This is a genomic window from Corynebacterium sp. LK2590, assembly GCF_040946105.1.
Classification (GTDB): Bacteria; Actinomycetota; Actinomycetes; order Mycobacteriales; family Mycobacteriaceae; genus Corynebacterium.
The window spans coordinates 124,832-141,689 of record NZ_JAYWMH010000001.1; the positions used below are offsets into that span (position 1 = coordinate 124,832).

The following is a 16,858-nucleotide window of genomic DNA, read 5'->3' on the forward strand; positions in this document are numbered from 1 at the left end:
TAGTTCATGAATTCAAAGCCTTTATCCGTCGTCGTCGCTGGTGGCGGCACTGCCGGCCACATCGAGCCGGCGCTGGCTGTGGCCGCTGTCCTGCAGCGTGACTACGGCGCCCGTATTACCGCTCTGGGCACCCAGAAGGGGCTGGAGAGCGACCTTATTCCCGCCCGCGGGGTGGACCTGGAAATGATCACCCCGGTCCCGATCCCGCGCAAGCTCAGCCTGGACCTGCTGAAGCTGCCGTACCGCCTGGTGCGTTCTGTGCTGGAAGCGCGCAAGGTTCTCAAGAAGGTGGACGCGGATGCCGTCTTCGGCACCGGCGGCTACGTCGCCGCGCCGGCCTACCTGGCCGCGGCCAGCCACCACCTGCCCTTCTACGTGCTCGAGACCAACGCGTTGGCGGGCCTGGCCAATAAGCTGGGCGTCAAGCTGGGCGGCATCGGCTTCAACGCCCACCCGAATTCGGGCATGCCGGGCGAGCAGGTCGGCATCCCGGTGCGCCCGGAGCTCGGCCAGGATCCGGAGGCCGCCGCCCGCGGGCGCGAGCTGTGGGGCCTGCGCGAGCGTATTCCCACCATCTTGGTCACCGGCGGCTCCCAGGGCGCGGCCAGCATCAACCGGGCCGTCGCCGAAGCACACCCCGGCTGGGCCGGGGAGTTCCAGGTCCTGCACGCGGTCGGCAAGAAGAACGAGCTGCCGGCTCAGACCGACAACTACGTGCCGGTGCCCTATATCGACGATATGTCCGCGGCCCTGGCCGTGGCGGATCTGGCGGTCTGCCGCTCCGGGGCGATGACGGTCGCGGAGGTTTCCGCCGCCGGCGTGCCGGCCATCTACGTGCCGCTGCCGCACGGCAACGGCGAGCAGGCGCTCAACTCGAAGGACGTGGTGGCCGCCGGCGCGGCCGTCCAGGTCCCCGATGCCGAGCTGGACGGTGCCCGCCTCGACCGCGAGGTCCGCGCCATCCTGGGCGACGAGGATCGCCTAAAGGCCATGCGCGCGGCGGTCGCCGACAGCGCGGCCGGCGGCGCGGCCCAGCGCCTGGCTGACCACATCGCTACCGCTATCCGAGAAGCCAAGGAGGAATCCTAGTGGGCCCCGAATCCACCCCCGACGCAGTTAACCTCGACCGGGTCCACCTCGTGGGCATCGGCGGCGCGGGCATGTCCGGCCTGGCCCGGATCCTCCTGGCCCGTGGCAGCGCCGTGTCCGGCTCGGACCAAAAGGAGTCCACCGCCGTGGAGGTCCTGCGCACCCTCGGCGCGAAAATCTCGGTCGGCCACGCGGCGGAGAACCTGCGGCTTTCCGGCGCCGAGCCGACCGCCGTGGTCACCTCCTTCGCCGCTATCCCGCAGGACAACCCGGAGCTGGTCGCCGCGCGGGAGGCCGGGATCCCGGTCATCCGCCGCTCCGACCTGCTGGGCGAGCTCATGGAGGGCTACACCCAGGTGCTGCTGGCCGGCACCCACGGCAAAACCTCGACGACCTCGATGACGGTCAACGCGCTACAGCAGGCCGGCGAGGACCCGTCCTTTGCCATCGGCGGCCAGCTCAACCGGGCCGGCACCAACGCGCACCACGGCACCGGAATGGCCTTCGTGGCCGAAGCCGACGAGTCGGACGCGTCCCTACTGCGCTACCGCCCGGACGTGGCCGTGGTGACCAACATCGAGCCCGACCACCTGGACTACTTCGGCACCCCGGAGGCCTATTTCCAGGTCTTCGAGGACTTCGCCGATCGGATCACCCCCACCGGCCACCTGGTGGTCTGCTTGGAGGACGAGCACGCCGCCCAGATGGGGCAGCGCGCCGCACAGCGCGGCATCGACGTGCTCGGCTACGGCACCCCCGCCGCCGTGGAGCGCTACCCGGAGATCCCGGCGGGCGCGGTCATCTCCACCGAGGAAGCCACCGCGGAGGGCACCCGCGTGACCGTGCACCTGGACGTTGCGGGGCACTCGGTGGGCCTGGACTACCTGCTGCAGGTCCCCGGGCACCACATGGTGCTCAACTCGGCGGCGGCCCTGGTGGCCGGCACGCTGGCGGGCGCGGACCCGCACAAGCTGGCCGACGGGCTCAGCGACTTCACGGGCGTGCGCCGGCGGTTTGAGTACCGCGGGTCCGTCCCGGCGGGGCTTAAGGGCCAGGAGCCGGTCGAGGTCTTCGACGACTACGCGCACCACCCGACGGAGGTCGCCGCGGTCCTGCGCGCCGCCCGCGAGCGGGTGGAGGCGACCACCCGCTCTGGCCGCGTGGTGGTCTGTTTCCAGCCGCACCTGTACTCGCGCACCATGAAATTCCAGCAGGAATTCGCCGACGCGCTGAGCCTGGCGGACGTGGCGGTGGTGCTGGATATCTACGGCGCCCGCGAGCAACCGGTAGAAGGGATCACCTCCCGGATTATCACCGACAAGATCCCCGCGGGCACCGAGGTCTTCTACGAGCCGGACTTCTCCGCGGCGGCGGCCAGCGTGGTCGCGGCCGTGCAACCGGGCGACCTGGTCCTGACCATGGGCGCTGGCTCGGTCACCCTGGTGGCCGCGGAGATCCTGACTGAGCTGGAGCAGCGTTTCCGATGAGGGGCAAGCTAGTACTTTCGGTGGCAGGCGCCCTGGTGGCGGTGGTGGCCATCGCCGCCGCCGTGGTCTGGTTCTTCCCCGTGTTCAAGGCCCAGGATTTCGAGCTCAACGGCGCCAGCCAGGTCACGGAGGAAGAGGTCCGCGAGGCCTCCGGGATCGCCGAGGGCAGCAACCTGATGCGCCTGGACGCGCATGCGGCCGCCGAGGGCGTGGCCACGCTGCCGTGGGTGAAATCCGCGACGGTGGGCCGCTCCCTGCCCAGCACGGTGCAGGTCGACATCACCGAGCGGGAAGCCGTGGCCTTCCTGCGCGAGGGCGATGGCACCCACCTCATCGACTCGGCGGGCAAGGAGTTCGTCGTCGCCGAGCCGCCGGAAGGCGCCGTGGAGATCGATAGCAACGAGGAGGCCGGCTTGGTCGACGCCGTAGAAATCCTGGCGGCCCTGTCGCAGGATCAGCGCGCGCAGGTCGAAAAGCTCAGCATGGACGAGAAGTACTCGGCGACGTTGCACCTGGCGTCCGGGCGCACGGTAGTCTGGGGCGCGAACGACGACAACGCGGACAAGGCCCGCGCGTTTTCCACCGTGCTGCAGATGGACGGCACCCATTGGAATATCACTAACCCCGAGTTGGTGACCAAGCGCGATTAGCGCCGGAAAAAATTCGCAACATCGCGCCCCTGCCAGATTGCCGTGTGGTGGGGGCGCGAACTGCATAAAAGCCCATGTCAGCAACCCTAAAGTAGAGGTTGAGGGTACCGACACGCGGGCAAATGAACACGTAAATTACACGTGTGTCAGTGAAGATGGAAAGCAACCGCGTCACAGGCGCGCAATTCCTCGTTTATTTACCAACAAATCCCGAAAGGTTTGACCACCTCTCATGAGCACACCGAACAACAATTTGGCGGAAATCAAGGTCGTCGGCGTCGGCGGCGGCGGCGTCAACGCCGTCAACCGCATGATCGAAGAAGGCCTCAAGGGCGTCGAGTTCGTGGCTATCAACACGGACTCCCAGGCGTTGATCTTCTCCGACGCTGACTTCAAGCTCGACATCGGCCGCGAGGCCACCCGCGGCCTGGGCGCCGGCGCCAACCCGGAGGTCGGCCGCACCTCCGCCGAGGACAACAAGTCCGAGATCGAGGACGCCCTCAACGGCGCCGACATGGTCTTCGTCACCGCCGGCGAAGGCGGCGGCACCGGCACCGGCGCCGCCCCGGTCGTGGCCTCCATCGCCAAGAAGCAGGGCGCGCTGACCGTCGGTGTTGTCACCAAGCCCTTCAAGTTCGAGGGCGCCCGCCGTACCCGCCAAGCCCTGGAAGGTATCGAGCAGCTCCGCGAGGTCTGTGACACCCTGATCGTCATCCCGAACGACCGCTTGCTGCAGCTGGGCGACGAGAACCTGTCCATGATGGAAGCCTTCCGCGCCGCCGATGAGGTCCTCCACAACGGTGTCCAGGGCATTTCCAACCTGATCCTGATCCCGGGCATGATCAACGTTGACTTTGCCGACGTTCGCTCCGTGATGGCCGACGCCGGCTCCGCCCTGATGGGCGTGGGCTCCGCCCGCGGCGACAACCGAGTCATGACCGCGGCCGAGCAGGCCATCAACTCCCCGCTGCTGGAGTCCACCATGGAAGGCGCCAAGGGCGTGCTGCTGTCCGTGGCTGGCGGCTCCGATCTGGGCCTGCAGGAGGTCTACGAGGCCTCCTCCATGGTCGAGGAGAAAGCCGACCCGGACGTCAACCTAATTTTCGGCACCATCATCGACGACAACCTGGGCGACGAGGTCCGCGTGACCATCATCGCTACCGGTTTCGACGCCGAGAAGAACGCCACGGATAAGCCGGCTGGCGAGGCCCGCCCGCAGCAGTCCCAGCAGCGTTCCGGTTCGCTGTTCGAAAACCGCGACCGCGCCACCGAGCCGGAGCCGGCCGAGGAGCCGCGCGGCGGCTACGAGCCGCGCCACCAGCTGCGCCACGACGAGCGCGAGGGCTACAGCCCGCGCGAGTCGGAGCCGCAGCGCCGCGCCGGCGATACCCGCGGCGACGGCGGCCTGTTCACCACCCGCGAGCGCTTCGAGCGCGAGGCCCCGCGCGAGGACTACCGCCCGAGCTACCGCGACGAGCGCGACAACCGCGGCGACGACGACTTGGACGTGCCGGACTTCTTGCGCTAATTGATCCATAGCGCGCGCTAGTCTGGAGTGCATGCCAGTAAACGAGGAAGCACGCACCACCCGCCCCGCCCGCCTGAAACGCCCCTTCCGGATGGTCTTTACGGCCCGCTCGGGAGGGGCTTCGGCGTCTCCGTACGAGTCGTTCAACCTGGCCGAGCACGTCGGCGACGACCCGGCGGCGGTAGCGGCAAACCGGCAGCGCCTGCAGGAGCTACTCCGCCTTGATGACATCGTCTGGATGGAGCAGCTCCACACCAACAACGTCACCGTCGTCGACGGCCCGCGTTCTACACCAGTGGAGGCCACCGATGCACTGGTTACGGCCACCGAGGGTCTGGCCCTGGGCGTGCTGGTGGCTGACTGCACCCCGGTGCTGCTAGCCGACCCGGAGGCCCGCGTGGTCGCCGCGGCCCACGCCGGGCGCTTAGGCGCGCGCAACGGGATCGTGCCGGCGACCGTCGAGGCGATGTGCGATCTCGGCGCCCGCCCCGAACGCCTGCAGGTGCTGCTGGGCCCAGCCGCCAGCGGCCGCCACTACGAGGTGCCCGCAGACATGGCCGCCGACGTCGAGGCCCACCTACCCGGATCGCGCACGACCACGGAGAAGGGGACCCCAGGTATCGATGTGCGGGCCGGACTGATCCGGCAGCTGATGAGCTTGGGCGTGACCGCCATCCAGGCGGATCCGCGGTGCACCATCGAAGACAGCACTTTCTTTTCCTACCGCCGGGAGGGCACCACCGGCCGGCAGGCAGGACTCATCTGGTTGGAGGAGGAGACCGACAATGACCGATAAAACCACCCCGCAGGACCCGGCAGCCCAAAGTAGCGACCAGGCCCGGCTAGCCGAACTGGAGCGCGGCCTGGCTAACACCCGCGAGCAGATAGCTGCCTTAGCCGCCGAGGCCGGCCGCCCGGAGCCGCGCCTGCTGCCGGTAACCAAGTTTCACCCGGCCGAGGACATCGCGCTGCTCGGCCAGCTGGGGGTCACCGACGTCGCGGAAAACCGCGAGCAGGAAGCCCGCGCCAAGGCCGAGCAGCTGCCCGAGATGCACTTCCACATGATCGGCCAGATCCAGACCAAGAAGGCCAACCACGTGGCCCGCTGGGCGCACAGCGTCCATTCGCTGGACTCGGAGAAACTCGCCGCCGCTCTCGACCGCGGGGTAGAACTGGCCCGGGAGCGCGGCCAGCGCACCGAGAACCTACCGGTCTACGTGCAACTGTCCTACGACTCGGACCCGTCCCGCGGCGGGGCGGCCTGGGACACGGCCGAAGACCTGCTGCGCTACGTCGAGGAGCTTGCCAACCTGGAGCTGCGCGGCATCATGGTCGTCCCGCCCGTGGAAGCGGACGCGGCCGAGGTCTTTTCCGCCGCGCGCCAGCTGGCCGATGAGCTGGGGGAGAAGCTCGGCCACGCCCTAGAGCTGTCGGCCGGGATGAGCGCGGATCTGCGCGAGGCAGTTTTCGCGGGCACGGATATCGTGCGTGTCGGAACCGGCATCATGGGCACGCGGCCAGTAGGTTAAAAACCAACGCAAAGACGCATATCAGACCGCACTTGTACATTTCGGGTCAGAGGGAGACCACATATGTCATTTATTGATCGCACGAAGGAGTTCTTCGGCCTCCAGCCGATGGACATGGAGCACGACGACGCCTACTACGAGGATGACGCTCGCTACGCCACCGCGGGTTCCGCGGCCTACCAGCCGCGCCCGAGCTACGAGCGCGCTCCGGCCGAGCCGGAGTTCGCGCCGACCATCGTGCCGATTTCCCTGACCACCTACAACGACGCCCCGAAGATCGGTGAGCCCTTCCGCGATGGCGACGCCGTCGTCTTCGAGCTGACCGACGCCGAGAAGTCCGCTGCCAAGCGCTTCATCGACTTCGCCGCCGGCCTTTGCTTCGCACTGCGCGGCCGCATGGTCGACCTGACCAAGGGCTTGGACACCGACCGCCGCGTCTTCGCCATCGTGCCGGAGCGCGCCAACATCTCCACCCTGGAGCTGGAGCGCGCAGCCCAGCTGCGCTAAGAACGCCACGACGTTAAATCCCCGGGCCCTGCCCGCCGGTTAAACCCGGCGAGGGCACCCGGGGATTTTTGCGCATTGCGGGGTAATTCCCCGAAGGTGGGGGTAGTTCGGATAGGGTCGGAAGGGTGAGTCAATTAGGAATTATTCTGTACGCCGTGCTCCGGATCTTTTCCCTGGCGCTAATCGTGCGCATCATCATCGAGATGATCCAGTCCTTTTCCCGGCAGTTCAACCCGCCGCGCTGGTTCATGATGTGCGCGGAGCCGCTGTTCGCGGTCACGGATCCGCCCGTAAAAGCCCTGCGCAAGGTCATCCCGCCGCTGCGGTTGGGCGGGGTAGCGCTGGACATGTCCATCATCGTCTTGTTCATCATCCTGGCCGTCCTGATGAATATCGTCATCGCCACGATGGTCTAGCTGCCACGGTCTAGCCGGCCTCCGGCGGGTTGGGCCAATCCGTAAACGGGCGGGGTCCGGCGGGGTAGAAGTAAACGAAAGTGCAAAATCGTCAACCTCGGCTTAATATTGAGACTTGAGTAATCGTCCGTTACTGTGTCTTTTTGGTTACAATGAAACGAAGAATCGTATTATTGTCCGATTAGAAAACCTTGGGTCGGGCGACGAGTGTAGGCTCGTAGCTTGATTCATATCTTCTATTGACTCCGGAAACCTCCGGGGTTGCACCGACTTGAAGGGGAAGAGAAGTCAATGCCGCTGTCACCAGCTGATGTACACAACGTCGCGTTCAGCAAGCCGCCGATTGGCAAGCGTGGCTACAACGAGGACGAGGTCGACCAGTTCCTCGACCTGGTTGAAGACGCCCTTGCCCAGCTGCAGGACGAGAACGACGAGCTGCAGTCGCAGGTCAACAGCCTGCAGTCCGGCTCCGGCGCCGCCACCGCTTCCGCGGCGTCCGCTACCTCTTCGGTCGATGAGGCCGCCCTCCGCAAGGAGATTGAGGCAGACCTGCGCTCCCAGCTCGACAAGGAATACGAAAAGAAGCTGGCCGACGCCAAGGCTGAGGCTGCGCAGAACGCTAAGAAGGAGCAGGCTTCCGCTGCCGCTGGCAAGTCCAGCGCCGACTCCAAGGAGCTGAAGGCCGCCCAGGACGAGGCCACCAAGGCCAAGCAGGACCTGGACAAGGCTCGCCGCGACCTCGAGGCTGCCAAGAAGGAAAACCAGGAGCTGCAGAAGAAGGTCGCGGACGTCTCCGCTTCCTCCGCCAAGGAGGCCCCGGCCGCTGCCGCCACCGCGGATGCCAACGGCCTGGCCACCCCGGAGACCCACATGCAGGCCGCCCGCGTGCTGGGCCTGGCCCAGGAGATGGCCGACCGCCTGACCAACGAGGCCAAGGCCGAGTCCGAGTCCATGCTGACCGACGCCCGCACCGCCGCCGAGAAGCAGCTGTCCGACGCCGACACCAAGTCCCGCACCCAGCTGGACGAGGCCCAGAAGAAGGCCGACGCCCAGGTTGCCGAGGCTCAGCAGCGCGCCAAGCAGACCGAGTCCGAGGCTAACTCCCGCGCCGAGGCCCAGATCCGCCAGGCCGAGGAGAAGGCAGCGGCCCTGCAGGCTGACGCTGAGAAGAAGCACACCGAAATCATGAACACGGTCAAGCAGCAGCAGACCGCCCTGGAGACCCGCATCTCCGAGCTGCGCACCTTCGAGCGCGAGTACCGCACCCGCCTGAAGACCCTGCTGGAGTCCCAGCTGGAAGAACTCGAGACCCGCGGCTCTGCCGCCCCGAACGGCGAGTCCAACTCCTAAGGCTGCGCCGGGGAAGAACATCTTTCCCGTACCGCCTCACGCCCCCGCACGCCCACGGTCATAACCGTGCGCGGCGGGGGCTTTGGTGTAGGTTTAATGCATAAGCCATCGTGAGAACCGCATCTGCGAGAAAGGGCGTCATCTTCCATGCTGATTGCTGCCTTGGTCTTAGCGTTTATCGCTTTCATCGCCTTCGTTAACTACCTGTTGTCCGCGGCCACCTGGTCGCTCGTGGTGGTTTTCGTCGCGGCGGCCGCCGGCATCATCCTGGTTTTAATTGACGCCTTCGCCAAGCACCGCGGGGACCGGACGTCGCCGCACTCGCAGCCAGAGGACGCGGAACACCGGTCCTAGCTGTTTTCCCGTTTCCGCCGGGCGAGTCGAAAGGAAACCCGCGGGGACTGGCTCAGCCGGCGCTCGGGCGGCTATACTAAGGGCTTATATACGATGATCCGGCCATCACCGGGGAGTATTCCGGAAGAACGGCGCTGCTTTTGCGTTATCTGAGCAGCGCTTATTAGAACCGGGCGGGTGGGACCGTCAACTCCTTCACGACCAACGAAGCGGGAGCGCTAATTTTAGGGCTCCAAGCGGGGTGGTACCGCGTCTATTACAGGCGTCCCCGCGGTTTGATTGAATTACCGCGCGTGAAGGATGGAGTAAACCGTGAACCACCACAGCCCCAATGTTGGCGGCGTGTACCCCAAGGTCGATATGACCGGCGGTTCCAGCCGCTTCCCGGACATGGAAGAGGTCGTCCAGGACTACTGGAAGAAGGACGAGACCTTTAAGGCCTCGTTGGAGCAGACTGAGGATAAGCCGGAGTACATCTTCTACGACGGCCCGCCTTTTGCTAACGGCCTGCCGCACTATGGCCACCTGCTGACCGGCTACGTCAAGGACATCGTCCCGCGCTACCGGACCATGGCGGGTAACTACGTCCCGCGCGTGTTCGGCTGGGACTGCCACGGCCTGCCGGCGGAGCTGGAAGCCGAAAAGCAGCTGGGCATCACCGACAAGGGCCAGATCGAGGAAATGGGCCTCGAGCGCTTCAACGAGTACTGCGCGTCCTCCGTGCTGCGCTACGCAGGGGAGTGGAAGGACTACGTCACCCGCCAGGCCCGCTGGGTGGATTTCGACCACGGCTACAAGACCATGGACTTGGACTTCATGGAATCGGTCATGTGGGCGTTCAAGGAACTCTACGACAAGGGCCTTATCTACCAGGGCTTCCGCGTGCTGCCGTACTCCTGGGCCGAGCACACCCCGCTGTCGAACCAGGAGACCCGCCTGGACGACTCTTACAAGATGCGCCAGGACCCGACGCTGACCGTGACCTTCCCGGTCACCGGTGCGCTGGCCGGCTCGGCCGCGGAGGAGACGCTGCAGGCCAACCCGGAGCTGGCCGATGCCTCCTTCCTGGCCTGGACCACCACCCCGTGGACCCTGCCGTCGAACTCGGCCCTGGCCGTGCACCCCGAGGTCACTTATGCCCTGGTGCGCGTCGGCGGCGAAGGCGAATTTGCCGGCCGGCTGTTCGTGCTCGCCGACGGGCTGCGCGCGGCGTATGCCAAGGAGCTGGGCGAGGACGCCGAGGTCGTCAAGACCTTTACCGGCGCTGAGCTGACCGGCTTCAACTACCAGCCGATCTTCGACTACTTTGCCGATATGCGCAACGGCTTCCAGGTGCTGTCCGCCGACTACGTGACCACCGAGGACGGCACCGGCGTTGTCCACCAGGCCCCGGCCTTCGGTGAGGACGATATGAACACCTGTGCCGCCCACGACATCGAGCTGGTCATCCCGGTCGACGACGACGGCAAGTTCACCTCCCAGGCGCCGGACTACGAGGGCCAGCTGGTCTTCGACGCGAACAAGGAAATCATCCGCGACCTGAAGGCCGCCGGCCGGGTGGTGCGCCACCAGACCATCGAGCACTCCTACCCGCACTCCTGGCGTTCCGGCGAGCCGCTCATCTACAAGGCGATGCCGTCCTGGTTCGTCAAGGTCACCGAGTTCCGCGATCGCATGGTCGAGCTCAACCACAACGAGATCGAGTGGATGCCGGGCCACATCCGCGACGGCCAGTTCGGCAAGTGGCTGGAAGGCGCCCGCGACTGGAACATCTCCCGCTCGCGCTACTGGGGTGCGCCGATCCCGGTGTGGGTCTCCGACTCCGAGGAATACCCGCGCATGGACGTCTACGGCTCGCTGGACGAGCTGGAGCGCGACTTCGGCGTGCGCCCGACCTCGCTGCACCGCCCGTACATCGATGAGCTGACCCGCCCGAACCCGGACGACCCGACGGGCAAGTCCACCATGCGCCGCGTGCCGGACGTGCTGGACTGCTGGTTCGAGTCCGGCTCCATGCCCTTCGCGCAGAAGCACTACCCGTTCGAGAACAAGGAGTGGTTCGAGACCCACTCGCCGTCGGACTTCATCGTCGAGTACTCTGGCCAGACCCGCGGCTGGTTCTACGTCATGCACGTGCTGTCCACCGCGCTGTTCGACCGCCCGGCGTACAAGAAGGTCGTCGCCCACGGCATCGTCCTGGGCAACGACGGGCTGAAGATGTCCAAGTCCAAGGGCAACTACCCGGACGTTAACGAGGTCTTCGACCGCGATGGCTCGGATGCCATGCGCTGGTTCCTCATGTCCAGCCCCATCCTGCGCGGCGGTAACCTCATCGTGACCGAGCAGGGCATCCGCGACGGCGTGCGCCAGGCGTTGCTGCCCATCTGGAACGCCTACTCCTTCCTGCAGCTCTACGCGGGCCAGGAGGCGCATTTCGACACCTCCTCGACCAACGTGTTGGACCGCTACATCCTGGCCAAGACCCACGACCTAGTCAAGAACGTCGACTCCGCCCTGGCGAATACCGATATCGCCACCGCCACCGAGGAGGCACGCCTGTTCGCGGACGTGCTGACCAACTGGTACGTGCGCCGTTCCCGCGACCGTTTCTGGTCCGGCGACGCGGAGCACCCGGAGGCCTTCAACACCCTCTACACGGTGCTGGAGACCGTGGCCCGCGTCTTCGCCCCGCTGCTGCCGCACATCAGCGAGGTCATCTACCGCGGCCTGACCGGCGAGCGCTCCGTCCACCTGACCAGCTTCCCGGATCCGGCGGACTACCCGGCTGACGATGCCCTGGTCGCCGCCATGGACGCCACCCGCGCGGTGGCCTCGGCGGCGTCCTCGGTGCGCAAGTCCAACAAGCTGCGCAACCGCCTGCCGCTGCCGAAGCTGACCGTGGCCATGGCGGGCGCGGACAAGCTGGCTGACTTCGCGGACATCATCCGCGACGAGGTCAACGTCAAGGAGGTCGAGCTGACCGAGGACGTGGACTCCGCCGGCCGCTTCGAGGTGGTCTGCAACGCGAAGGTCGCCGGCCCGCGCCTAGGCAAGGACGTCCAGCGCGCGATCAAGAACCTGAAGGCGGGTAACTACGAGCGTCAGGGCGAGGAAGTCGTCGTCGACGGCGACATCACCCTGCACGCCGACGAGTACACCGAGCGCCTGCAGGCGGCGGATCCGGACTCGACGGCCCGCATCGACGGCGTCGACGGCCTGGTGGTGCTGGACACCAACGTCACCGAGGAGCTGGAGGCCGAGGGCTGGGCCGCGGATGTTATCCGCGGCCTGCAGGACGCCCGCAAGGCCTCCGGGTTCGAGGTCAGCGACCGCATCTCCGCGGTGCTCTACGTGCCGGCGGAGAAGGAAGAATGGGCCCGGCGCCACGCCGAGCACATCGCGGCCGAGGTGCTGGCCACGGACTTTGCGGTCAGCACAAACGCCCCCGCCGATAGCGAGGGCGTGCACCAAGTGGTGGCGGGAGTTACCGCCACCGTCGCGAAGAATTAATTCGCGCCCGGCAGGTGCTTGCGCCAGGCCAGGGACACGTTGCCCAGGCAGAACAGCGCAAGCACCGCGCCGACGGAAAACAGGCTAGTAAAGCCGATATACGGCGCTAGCGCCGAGAACGCCATCGGGATAAAGAACCCGAGGTAGGCGATGCAGTAGTAGACGGCGGTCAGGCCGGCCAGCTCCCGCTCGCCGGCGATCCGCTGCACCTCGGACAGGCCGGCCACCAGGGCCAGGCCGTAGCCGGCGCCCATCGTGGCCGCGGCGAGGATGCCCAGCGGCAGTGACAGGGTGTGCGCGGCGGCCGCGCCCAGCAGCGTGCCGCAGGTGATGACCGCCATGGCAATCGCCGAGGCGCGCGCCGAGCGGTTGGTGTCAATGACCTGGCCGAGCATCTGCACGCCCACGCCGCAGCCCAGGGTGATGACCGTCATCAGACCGGAGAAGGCGATGGGGACGTCGCCAGCCGAACGGGACAGCAGCTGGGGCAGGAGGGCGTAGGCCGCGCCCGCGCAGCCGAAGACCCACGGGGCGACCGGAACCACCACGCGCAAAAAGCGGCGGTGGGCGGCGGCCGGGATGCGCAGCATGGCCAGCATGTCGCCGATGGTCAGCTCCAGCACCGTGCGCTTAATCGACCCGCGCATGGGCTGGCGGGTCTCCGGGGCGTGGCCCAGCCACCAGCCGGTGGCCAGGGTGAGCACGATGTGGATGACATAGGCCAGGTGGGTGGGCCACGGTCCCCACTGCGCGAGCACCGAGGCGAGCCCGGCGCCGACGAGGAATCCGACGGTCAGGCACAGCGAGGCCTTGCGGGCGCCGCCGCGGGGCTCGAGCTCGGTGATCCAGGTAGAACCGACCGCCATGACTAGGCCCAGCGCCATGCCGCAGAGCACGCGGCCGCCGGCGATAATCAGCGGCTCGTTCGGGGCCACCGACAGCAGGAAGGAACCGAACAGGGACAAGGGGGCGGCCGGCAGCAGCGTGGGCTTGCGGCCGATGAGATCGGACAGCGGACCGCCGATGAGCAGGGCGGGGATGATGCCCACCACGTAGGCGGCGAGCAGGCCGTTGACGGTGACCTGGCTGAAGCTGGAGACCTCGCGGTACATCACCAGCAGCGGGGTGAATTCGTTGCCGCCCCAGGCGACGGCGACCATGGTGCCGGCCACCGGCCACCAGGCGTGGGCGGGATAGGACTTAACAAAGGGGATGCGTTCGGTAACGGTAGTGGTCATAACTGATTTCGGGAATTCGTGAGGTGTTCGGATAAGGCGTGGCGGTAGGCGTCGAAGTCGCCCGCGATGAGGGCGCGGGTCAGCTGGCGGTGGCCGTCGACGAAGCGGCGGGCGCGCGCCGGGCTGCGCCCCACCGCGGTGGCGGTGAAGCGCTGCTGCTGCTCGCGCAGGCTGTGGCCGAGCTGGGAGAGGAAGCGGTTGCCGCCGTTGTCCATGATGGTCTGGTGGAACTTGGCGTCCAGGCGGGTGTATTCGGCCAGATCCTCAGCCGCTAGGGCCTCGTCCTGCTCGGCGATGATGGCCTCTAGCACGCCGCCGATGACGTGTCGCTCGCTGTCCGACAGGCCGCAGATGTGCTCGGCGGAGAAGCGATCGATCAGCTCGCGGGCCTCGTAGACCTCGCGGATATCCCGGGCGGTCAGCGGCTCCACTAGGGCGCCGCGCTTGGGGTAGAGCTGCAAGAAGCCCTCGACTTCGAGGCGAAGAAAGGCCTCGCGGACGGGGGTCCGGCTGCAGCCGAGCTCCTGGGCAACTTCGCCCTCGCTCAGCATGGTTGACCCGGGCACGGTGCCATCGATAATTCGTTCCTTGAGGTAGGCGTAGGCGCGTTCCGCCGCGGGCGGGGAGGGGTGCTCGGTCTTTGTATGCAACATGGATACATCATGGATCCAAGTTGGGGTGCGGGGCAAGTGCTCGGTTAAGATCGGGGGTATGCAGCGCTGGGTTCTCCACATCGACATGGACGCGTTTTTCGCCTCCGTCGAGCAGCTGACCCGGCCCACCCTGCGCGGCCGCCCCGTCCTCGTCGGCGGCCTGGGAGGCCGCGGCGTGGTCGCCGGGGCCAGCTACGAGGCCCGCGCCTTCGGGGCCCACTCGGCGATGCCCATGTACCGGGCCCAGCAACTGGTCAGCGCCCGCGCCGTCGTGGTCCGCCCCCGGCGCGTGGTCTATCAGGCCGCCTCCCGGCGCGTCTTCGAACTGATTTCCTCCCGCGTCGGGCTCATCGAGCAGCTGTCCATCGACGAGGGCTTCATGGAACCGGCCCAGCTGCAGGGCGCGAGCGCCGAGACCGTCTTCGACTGGTCCGAGGAACTGCGCGCGGCCATCCGCGAGGAGACCGGCCTGCCGTGCTCCATCGGGGCGGGCACGGGCAAGCAGTTCGCCAAGATCGGCTCGGGCGAGGCCAAGCCGGACGGCACCTTCGTCATCCCCGCGGACAAGCAGCTGGACTTCCTGCACCCGCTGGACGTGGCCAAGCTCTGGGGAGTGGGGCCCGTAACCGCGCAGAAGCTGCACTCGATTGGGATTAAGACCATCGGCGACTTGGCGGGGCTGAGCAAGCGCGAGGTGGAAATCTCGGTCGGCTCCATTGTCGGCGGCCAGCTGTGGGAGATGGCCCGCGGCATCGACCCGCGCGAGGTCGCCCCGCGCGCCATTTCCAAGTCGATTTCCGCCGAGCACACCTACCCGAAGGATCTGGTCACGGAGGCGGAGGTGGACGCGGCCATCGACCGCGCCGCCGAGGGCGCGCATGTCCGCCTGCTCAAGGACGGGCGGGGAGCGCGCACGGTGACGGTCAAGCTGCGGATGGCGGACTTCCACATCGAGTCGCGCTCGGCGACCTTGCCGTACGCCACCGACGACTTCGAGACCCTGCGCGCCGCGGCGTTCAAGCTGGCGCGCTACCCTGCGGAGCTCGGCCCCATCCGCCTGGTCGGCGTGGGGTATTCCGGGCTGGAGACCGCCCGCCAGGACGTGCTCTTTCCGGAGCTGGACCGCGAGATCGTGCGGCCCGTCCCGCCGGATAGCGACTTCGAGACCGGCGTGGCCGACCACACGGTCGACACCGGCCCCGTGGCCGTCGATGTCGCCGATACCCCCGACAGCCAGTGGGTGGCCACCCAGGACGTCTACCACCCCGAGTACGGGCACGGCTGGATCCAGGGCGCCGGCCACGGGGTGGTCAGCGTACGCTTCGAAACGCGCGCGACCGGGCCCGGGCGCACCAAGTCGCTGGCCGCCGACGACCCGGACCTGGTACCGGCCGACCCGCTGGACTCGCTGGCCTGGGACGAGTGGTTCGCCTCCCGCGAGGACGGCCTCGGCGGGCTAGGCGAGGACTAGAAGTTAAAGACCTCCGCCGGGTCCACGCCCCCGGCCAAGCAGGCCGCCAACAGGATGCGCGCCTGCCCCGGGCGCAGCGGCCCCGCGCCCAAGGCGCCGGCCGCGCCTAACGATGCGCCCCCGCCGTCGCCGCCGTAGGCCAGGCGCACCGCGCCGTAGGGCGAGCGCGTCGAAATGACCACGCTGACCCCGCCGCGCGCCGCCTCGCTCAAGGCCTGGCCTATCGCCGGGGACATGTTGCCTGAGCCCATGGCCGCGACGACGATGCCGCGGGCGCCGGCGGCACAGGCGGCATCGACCAGCTCGCGCCCGGCGCCCGGGTACGCCGCGAGGGTGGTCACCGGGGCGTCGGCCAGGGCGCCGGCCGGCAAGGGGAAGCGCGCCGGGAGCGCGTCCGGGACCGCCAGCGACTCAAAGGCCTCCAGCTCGCTGGTATGCCGCTTGCGCACGCCTGCCGCCGGCAGGACCTTCCCGCCGAAGCACACCCACGCCCCGCCCGTGCCCTCGGCGGCGTGGCGGTCTACGGTGTCCAGGGCCAGCTGCAGGTTGCCCGGCCCGTCGGGATCCGGGTGGTCGGCGGCGCGCTGGGCGCCGGTGAGCACCACGGGCCGGGCGGGGGAGAGCTGGCAGGCCAGGGCCATGGCCGTTTCTTCCAGCGAATCGGTGCCGTGGGTTACCACCACGCCGGCGGTGGCGGGATCGGCCAGCAGTCCGCGGACCTCGTCCAGCAGCCCGTCCAGGTCGGCCGGGGTGATGGCCGAGGAATCCAGCTGCAGGTAGTCCACGGCTCGGACCGGGTGCGGGCTGTCCAGGCCCCGCACCAGGTCGGCGGCTTGGCGGGTGGGCACCAGCGCGCCGGAATCATCCTGCGTACACGCGATGGTCCCGCCGGTGGCCAGGACGACGATGGAAGGGGACGCGGAAGTGGAATTCATGCGCTCCAGCATAACCTTGAGCGGCCGCTGCGAGCGGGCGGAGTTTGTGAATTGGCTGATAGCTCCGGCGCGCGTGTTTCGCCGGTGGCGAGATAGCCGGTAGCATAAATAAAGTTGACAGGCGCGCTCGAGATGACCGCG

Annotated in this window: 15 protein-coding genes; 12 read left to right on the plus strand and 3 right to left on the minus strand. The window is 67.6% G+C overall.

Annotation, left to right across the window (positions count from 1 at the left end; genetic code table 11):
* The first annotated feature begins 6 nt into the window (after positions 1-6).
* The 11 genes from murG (at position 7) to ileS (ending at position 12,420) form a co-directional block, all read left to right on the plus strand.
* Positions 7-1,089, plus strand: a complete 1,083-nt coding sequence (gene murG, locus VVR85_RS00550; protein ID WP_368519032.1) for an undecaprenyldiphospho-muramoylpentapeptide beta-N-acetylglucosaminyltransferase — start codon at positions 7-9, stop codon at positions 1,087-1,089.
* 71 nt (positions 1,090-1,160) lie between these two features.
* Positions 1,161-2,576 carry a UDP-N-acetylmuramate--L-alanine ligase gene (gene murC, locus VVR85_RS00555; protein WP_409338170.1) on the plus strand — a complete coding sequence of 472 codons (1,416 nt, stop codon included), beginning with the start codon at positions 1,161-1,163 and terminating at the stop codon, positions 2,574-2,576.
* A complete protein-coding gene (locus VVR85_RS00560) occupies positions 2,573-3,226 on the plus strand; it encodes a cell division protein FtsQ/DivIB (protein WP_368519034.1) in 654 nt (217 codons plus the stop codon). Before murC ends, VVR85_RS00560 begins: the two co-directional genes overlap by 4 nt.
* A 232-nt stretch (positions 3,227-3,458) precedes the next feature.
* Positions 3,459-4,754 (plus strand): cell division protein FtsZ, encoded by a 1,296-nt coding sequence (ftsZ, locus tag VVR85_RS00565; protein ID WP_368519035.1) that lies wholly within the window; start codon positions 3,459-3,461, stop codon positions 4,752-4,754.
* 31 nt (positions 4,755-4,785) lie between these two features.
* Positions 4,786-5,550 carry a peptidoglycan editing factor PgeF gene (pgeF, locus tag VVR85_RS00570; protein ID WP_368519036.1) on the plus strand — a complete coding sequence of 255 codons (765 nt, stop codon included), beginning with the start codon at positions 4,786-4,788 and terminating at the stop codon, positions 5,548-5,550.
* The gene (locus tag VVR85_RS00575; protein ID WP_368519037.1) at positions 5,540-6,283 is read left to right on the plus strand and encodes a YggS family pyridoxal phosphate-dependent enzyme; all 744 of its coding nucleotides are present in this window, start codon (positions 5,540-5,542) and stop codon (positions 6,281-6,283) included. The genes pgeF and VVR85_RS00575 overlap by 11 nt, the downstream gene beginning before the upstream one ends.
* A 63-nt stretch (positions 6,284-6,346) precedes the next feature.
* Entirely contained in the window at positions 6,347-6,790 is a 444-nt protein-coding gene (locus tag VVR85_RS00580) for a cell division protein SepF (protein ID WP_368519038.1), read from the plus strand.
* A 125-nt stretch (positions 6,791-6,915) separates the two neighbouring features.
* Entirely contained in the window at positions 6,916-7,206 is a 291-nt protein-coding gene (locus tag VVR85_RS00585) for a YggT family protein (protein ID WP_368519039.1), read from the plus strand.
* A gap of 291 nt (positions 7,207-7,497) precedes the next feature.
* Positions 7,498-8,556: a DivIVA domain-containing protein gene (locus VVR85_RS00590; RefSeq protein ID WP_368519040.1), complete on the plus strand. Its 1,059-nt coding sequence runs from the start codon at positions 7,498-7,500 to the stop codon at positions 8,554-8,556.
* Between the two features lie 147 nt (positions 8,557-8,703).
* Positions 8,704-8,910: a hypothetical protein gene (locus VVR85_RS00595; protein WP_368519041.1), complete on the plus strand. Its 207-nt coding sequence runs from the start codon at positions 8,704-8,706 to the stop codon at positions 8,908-8,910.
* A gap of 360 nt (positions 8,911-9,270) precedes the next feature.
* Complete coding sequence (gene ileS / locus VVR85_RS00600; RefSeq protein WP_368519408.1) at positions 9,271-12,420, plus strand: isoleucine--tRNA ligase; 3,150 nt, start codon at positions 9,271-9,273, stop codon at positions 12,418-12,420.
* Here the strand turns inward: ileS and VVR85_RS00605 are convergent.
* Positions 12,417-13,658 carry an MFS transporter gene (locus VVR85_RS00605; protein WP_368519042.1) on the minus strand — a complete coding sequence of 414 codons (1,242 nt, stop codon included), beginning with the start codon at positions 13,656-13,658 and terminating at the stop codon, positions 12,417-12,419. The two genes, ileS and VVR85_RS00605, sit on opposite strands and share 4 nt — an antisense overlap.
* The gene (locus tag VVR85_RS00610; RefSeq protein ID WP_368519043.1) at positions 13,655-14,311 is read right to left on the minus strand and encodes a GntR family transcriptional regulator; all 657 of its coding nucleotides are present in this window, start codon (positions 14,309-14,311) and stop codon (positions 13,655-13,657) included. Before VVR85_RS00610 ends, VVR85_RS00605 begins: the two co-directional genes overlap by 4 nt.
* Positions 14,312-14,369: 58 nt before the next feature.
* On the opposite strand from VVR85_RS00610, the gene VVR85_RS00615 reads away from it, so the two are divergent.
* A complete protein-coding gene (locus VVR85_RS00615) occupies positions 14,370-15,782 on the plus strand; it encodes a DNA polymerase IV (RefSeq protein WP_368519044.1) in 1,413 nt (470 codons plus the stop codon).
* Here the strand turns inward: VVR85_RS00615 and VVR85_RS00620 are convergent.
* A complete protein-coding gene (locus tag VVR85_RS00620) occupies positions 15,779-16,717 on the minus strand; it encodes an asparaginase (RefSeq protein WP_368519045.1) in 939 nt (312 codons plus the stop codon). The two genes, VVR85_RS00615 and VVR85_RS00620, sit on opposite strands and share 4 nt — an antisense overlap.
* Between the last annotated feature and the right edge of the window lie 141 nt (positions 16,718-16,858).

Excerpts from the sequence above, each read along its gene's own strand:
- pgeF (WP_368519036.1), top strand. The coding sequence starts at position 4,786 with ATGCCAGTAAACGAGGAAGCACGCACCACCCGCCCCGCCCGCCTGAAA.
- VVR85_RS00590 (WP_368519040.1), top strand. The coding sequence starts at position 7,498 with ATGCCGCTGTCACCAGCTGATGTACACAACGTCGCGTTCAGCAAGCCG.
- murG (WP_368519032.1), top strand. The coding sequence starts at position 7 with ATGAATTCAAAGCCTTTATCCGTCGTCGTCGCTGGTGGCGGCACTGCC.
- VVR85_RS00580 (WP_368519038.1), top strand. The coding sequence starts at position 6,347 with ATGTCATTTATTGATCGCACGAAGGAGTTCTTCGGCCTCCAGCCGATG.
- murC (WP_409338170.1), top strand. The coding sequence starts at position 1,161 with ATGTCCGGCCTGGCCCGGATCCTCCTGGCCCGTGGCAGCGCCGTGTCC.
- VVR85_RS00605 (WP_368519042.1), bottom strand. The coding sequence starts at position 13,658 with ATGACCACTACCGTTACCGAACGCATCCCCTTTGTTAAGTCCTATCCC.
- VVR85_RS00575 (WP_368519037.1), top strand. The coding sequence starts at position 5,540 with ATGACCGATAAAACCACCCCGCAGGACCCGGCAGCCCAAAGTAGCGAC.
- VVR85_RS00610 (WP_368519043.1), bottom strand. The coding sequence starts at position 14,311 with ATGTTGCATACAAAGACCGAGCACCCCTCCCCGCCCGCGGCGGAACGC.
- ftsZ (WP_368519035.1), top strand. The coding sequence starts at position 3,459 with ATGAGCACACCGAACAACAATTTGGCGGAAATCAAGGTCGTCGGCGTC.
- VVR85_RS00620 (WP_368519045.1), bottom strand. The coding sequence starts at position 16,717 with ATGAATTCCACTTCCGCGTCCCCTTCCATCGTCGTCCTGGCCACCGGC.
- VVR85_RS00595 (WP_368519041.1), top strand. The coding sequence starts at position 8,704 with ATGCTGATTGCTGCCTTGGTCTTAGCGTTTATCGCTTTCATCGCCTTC.
- VVR85_RS00615 (WP_368519044.1), top strand. The coding sequence starts at position 14,370 with ATGCAGCGCTGGGTTCTCCACATCGACATGGACGCGTTTTTCGCCTCC.
- VVR85_RS00560 (WP_368519034.1), top strand. The coding sequence starts at position 2,573 with ATGAGGGGCAAGCTAGTACTTTCGGTGGCAGGCGCCCTGGTGGCGGTG.
- ileS (WP_368519408.1), top strand. The coding sequence starts at position 9,271 with ATGACCGGCGGTTCCAGCCGCTTCCCGGACATGGAAGAGGTCGTCCAG.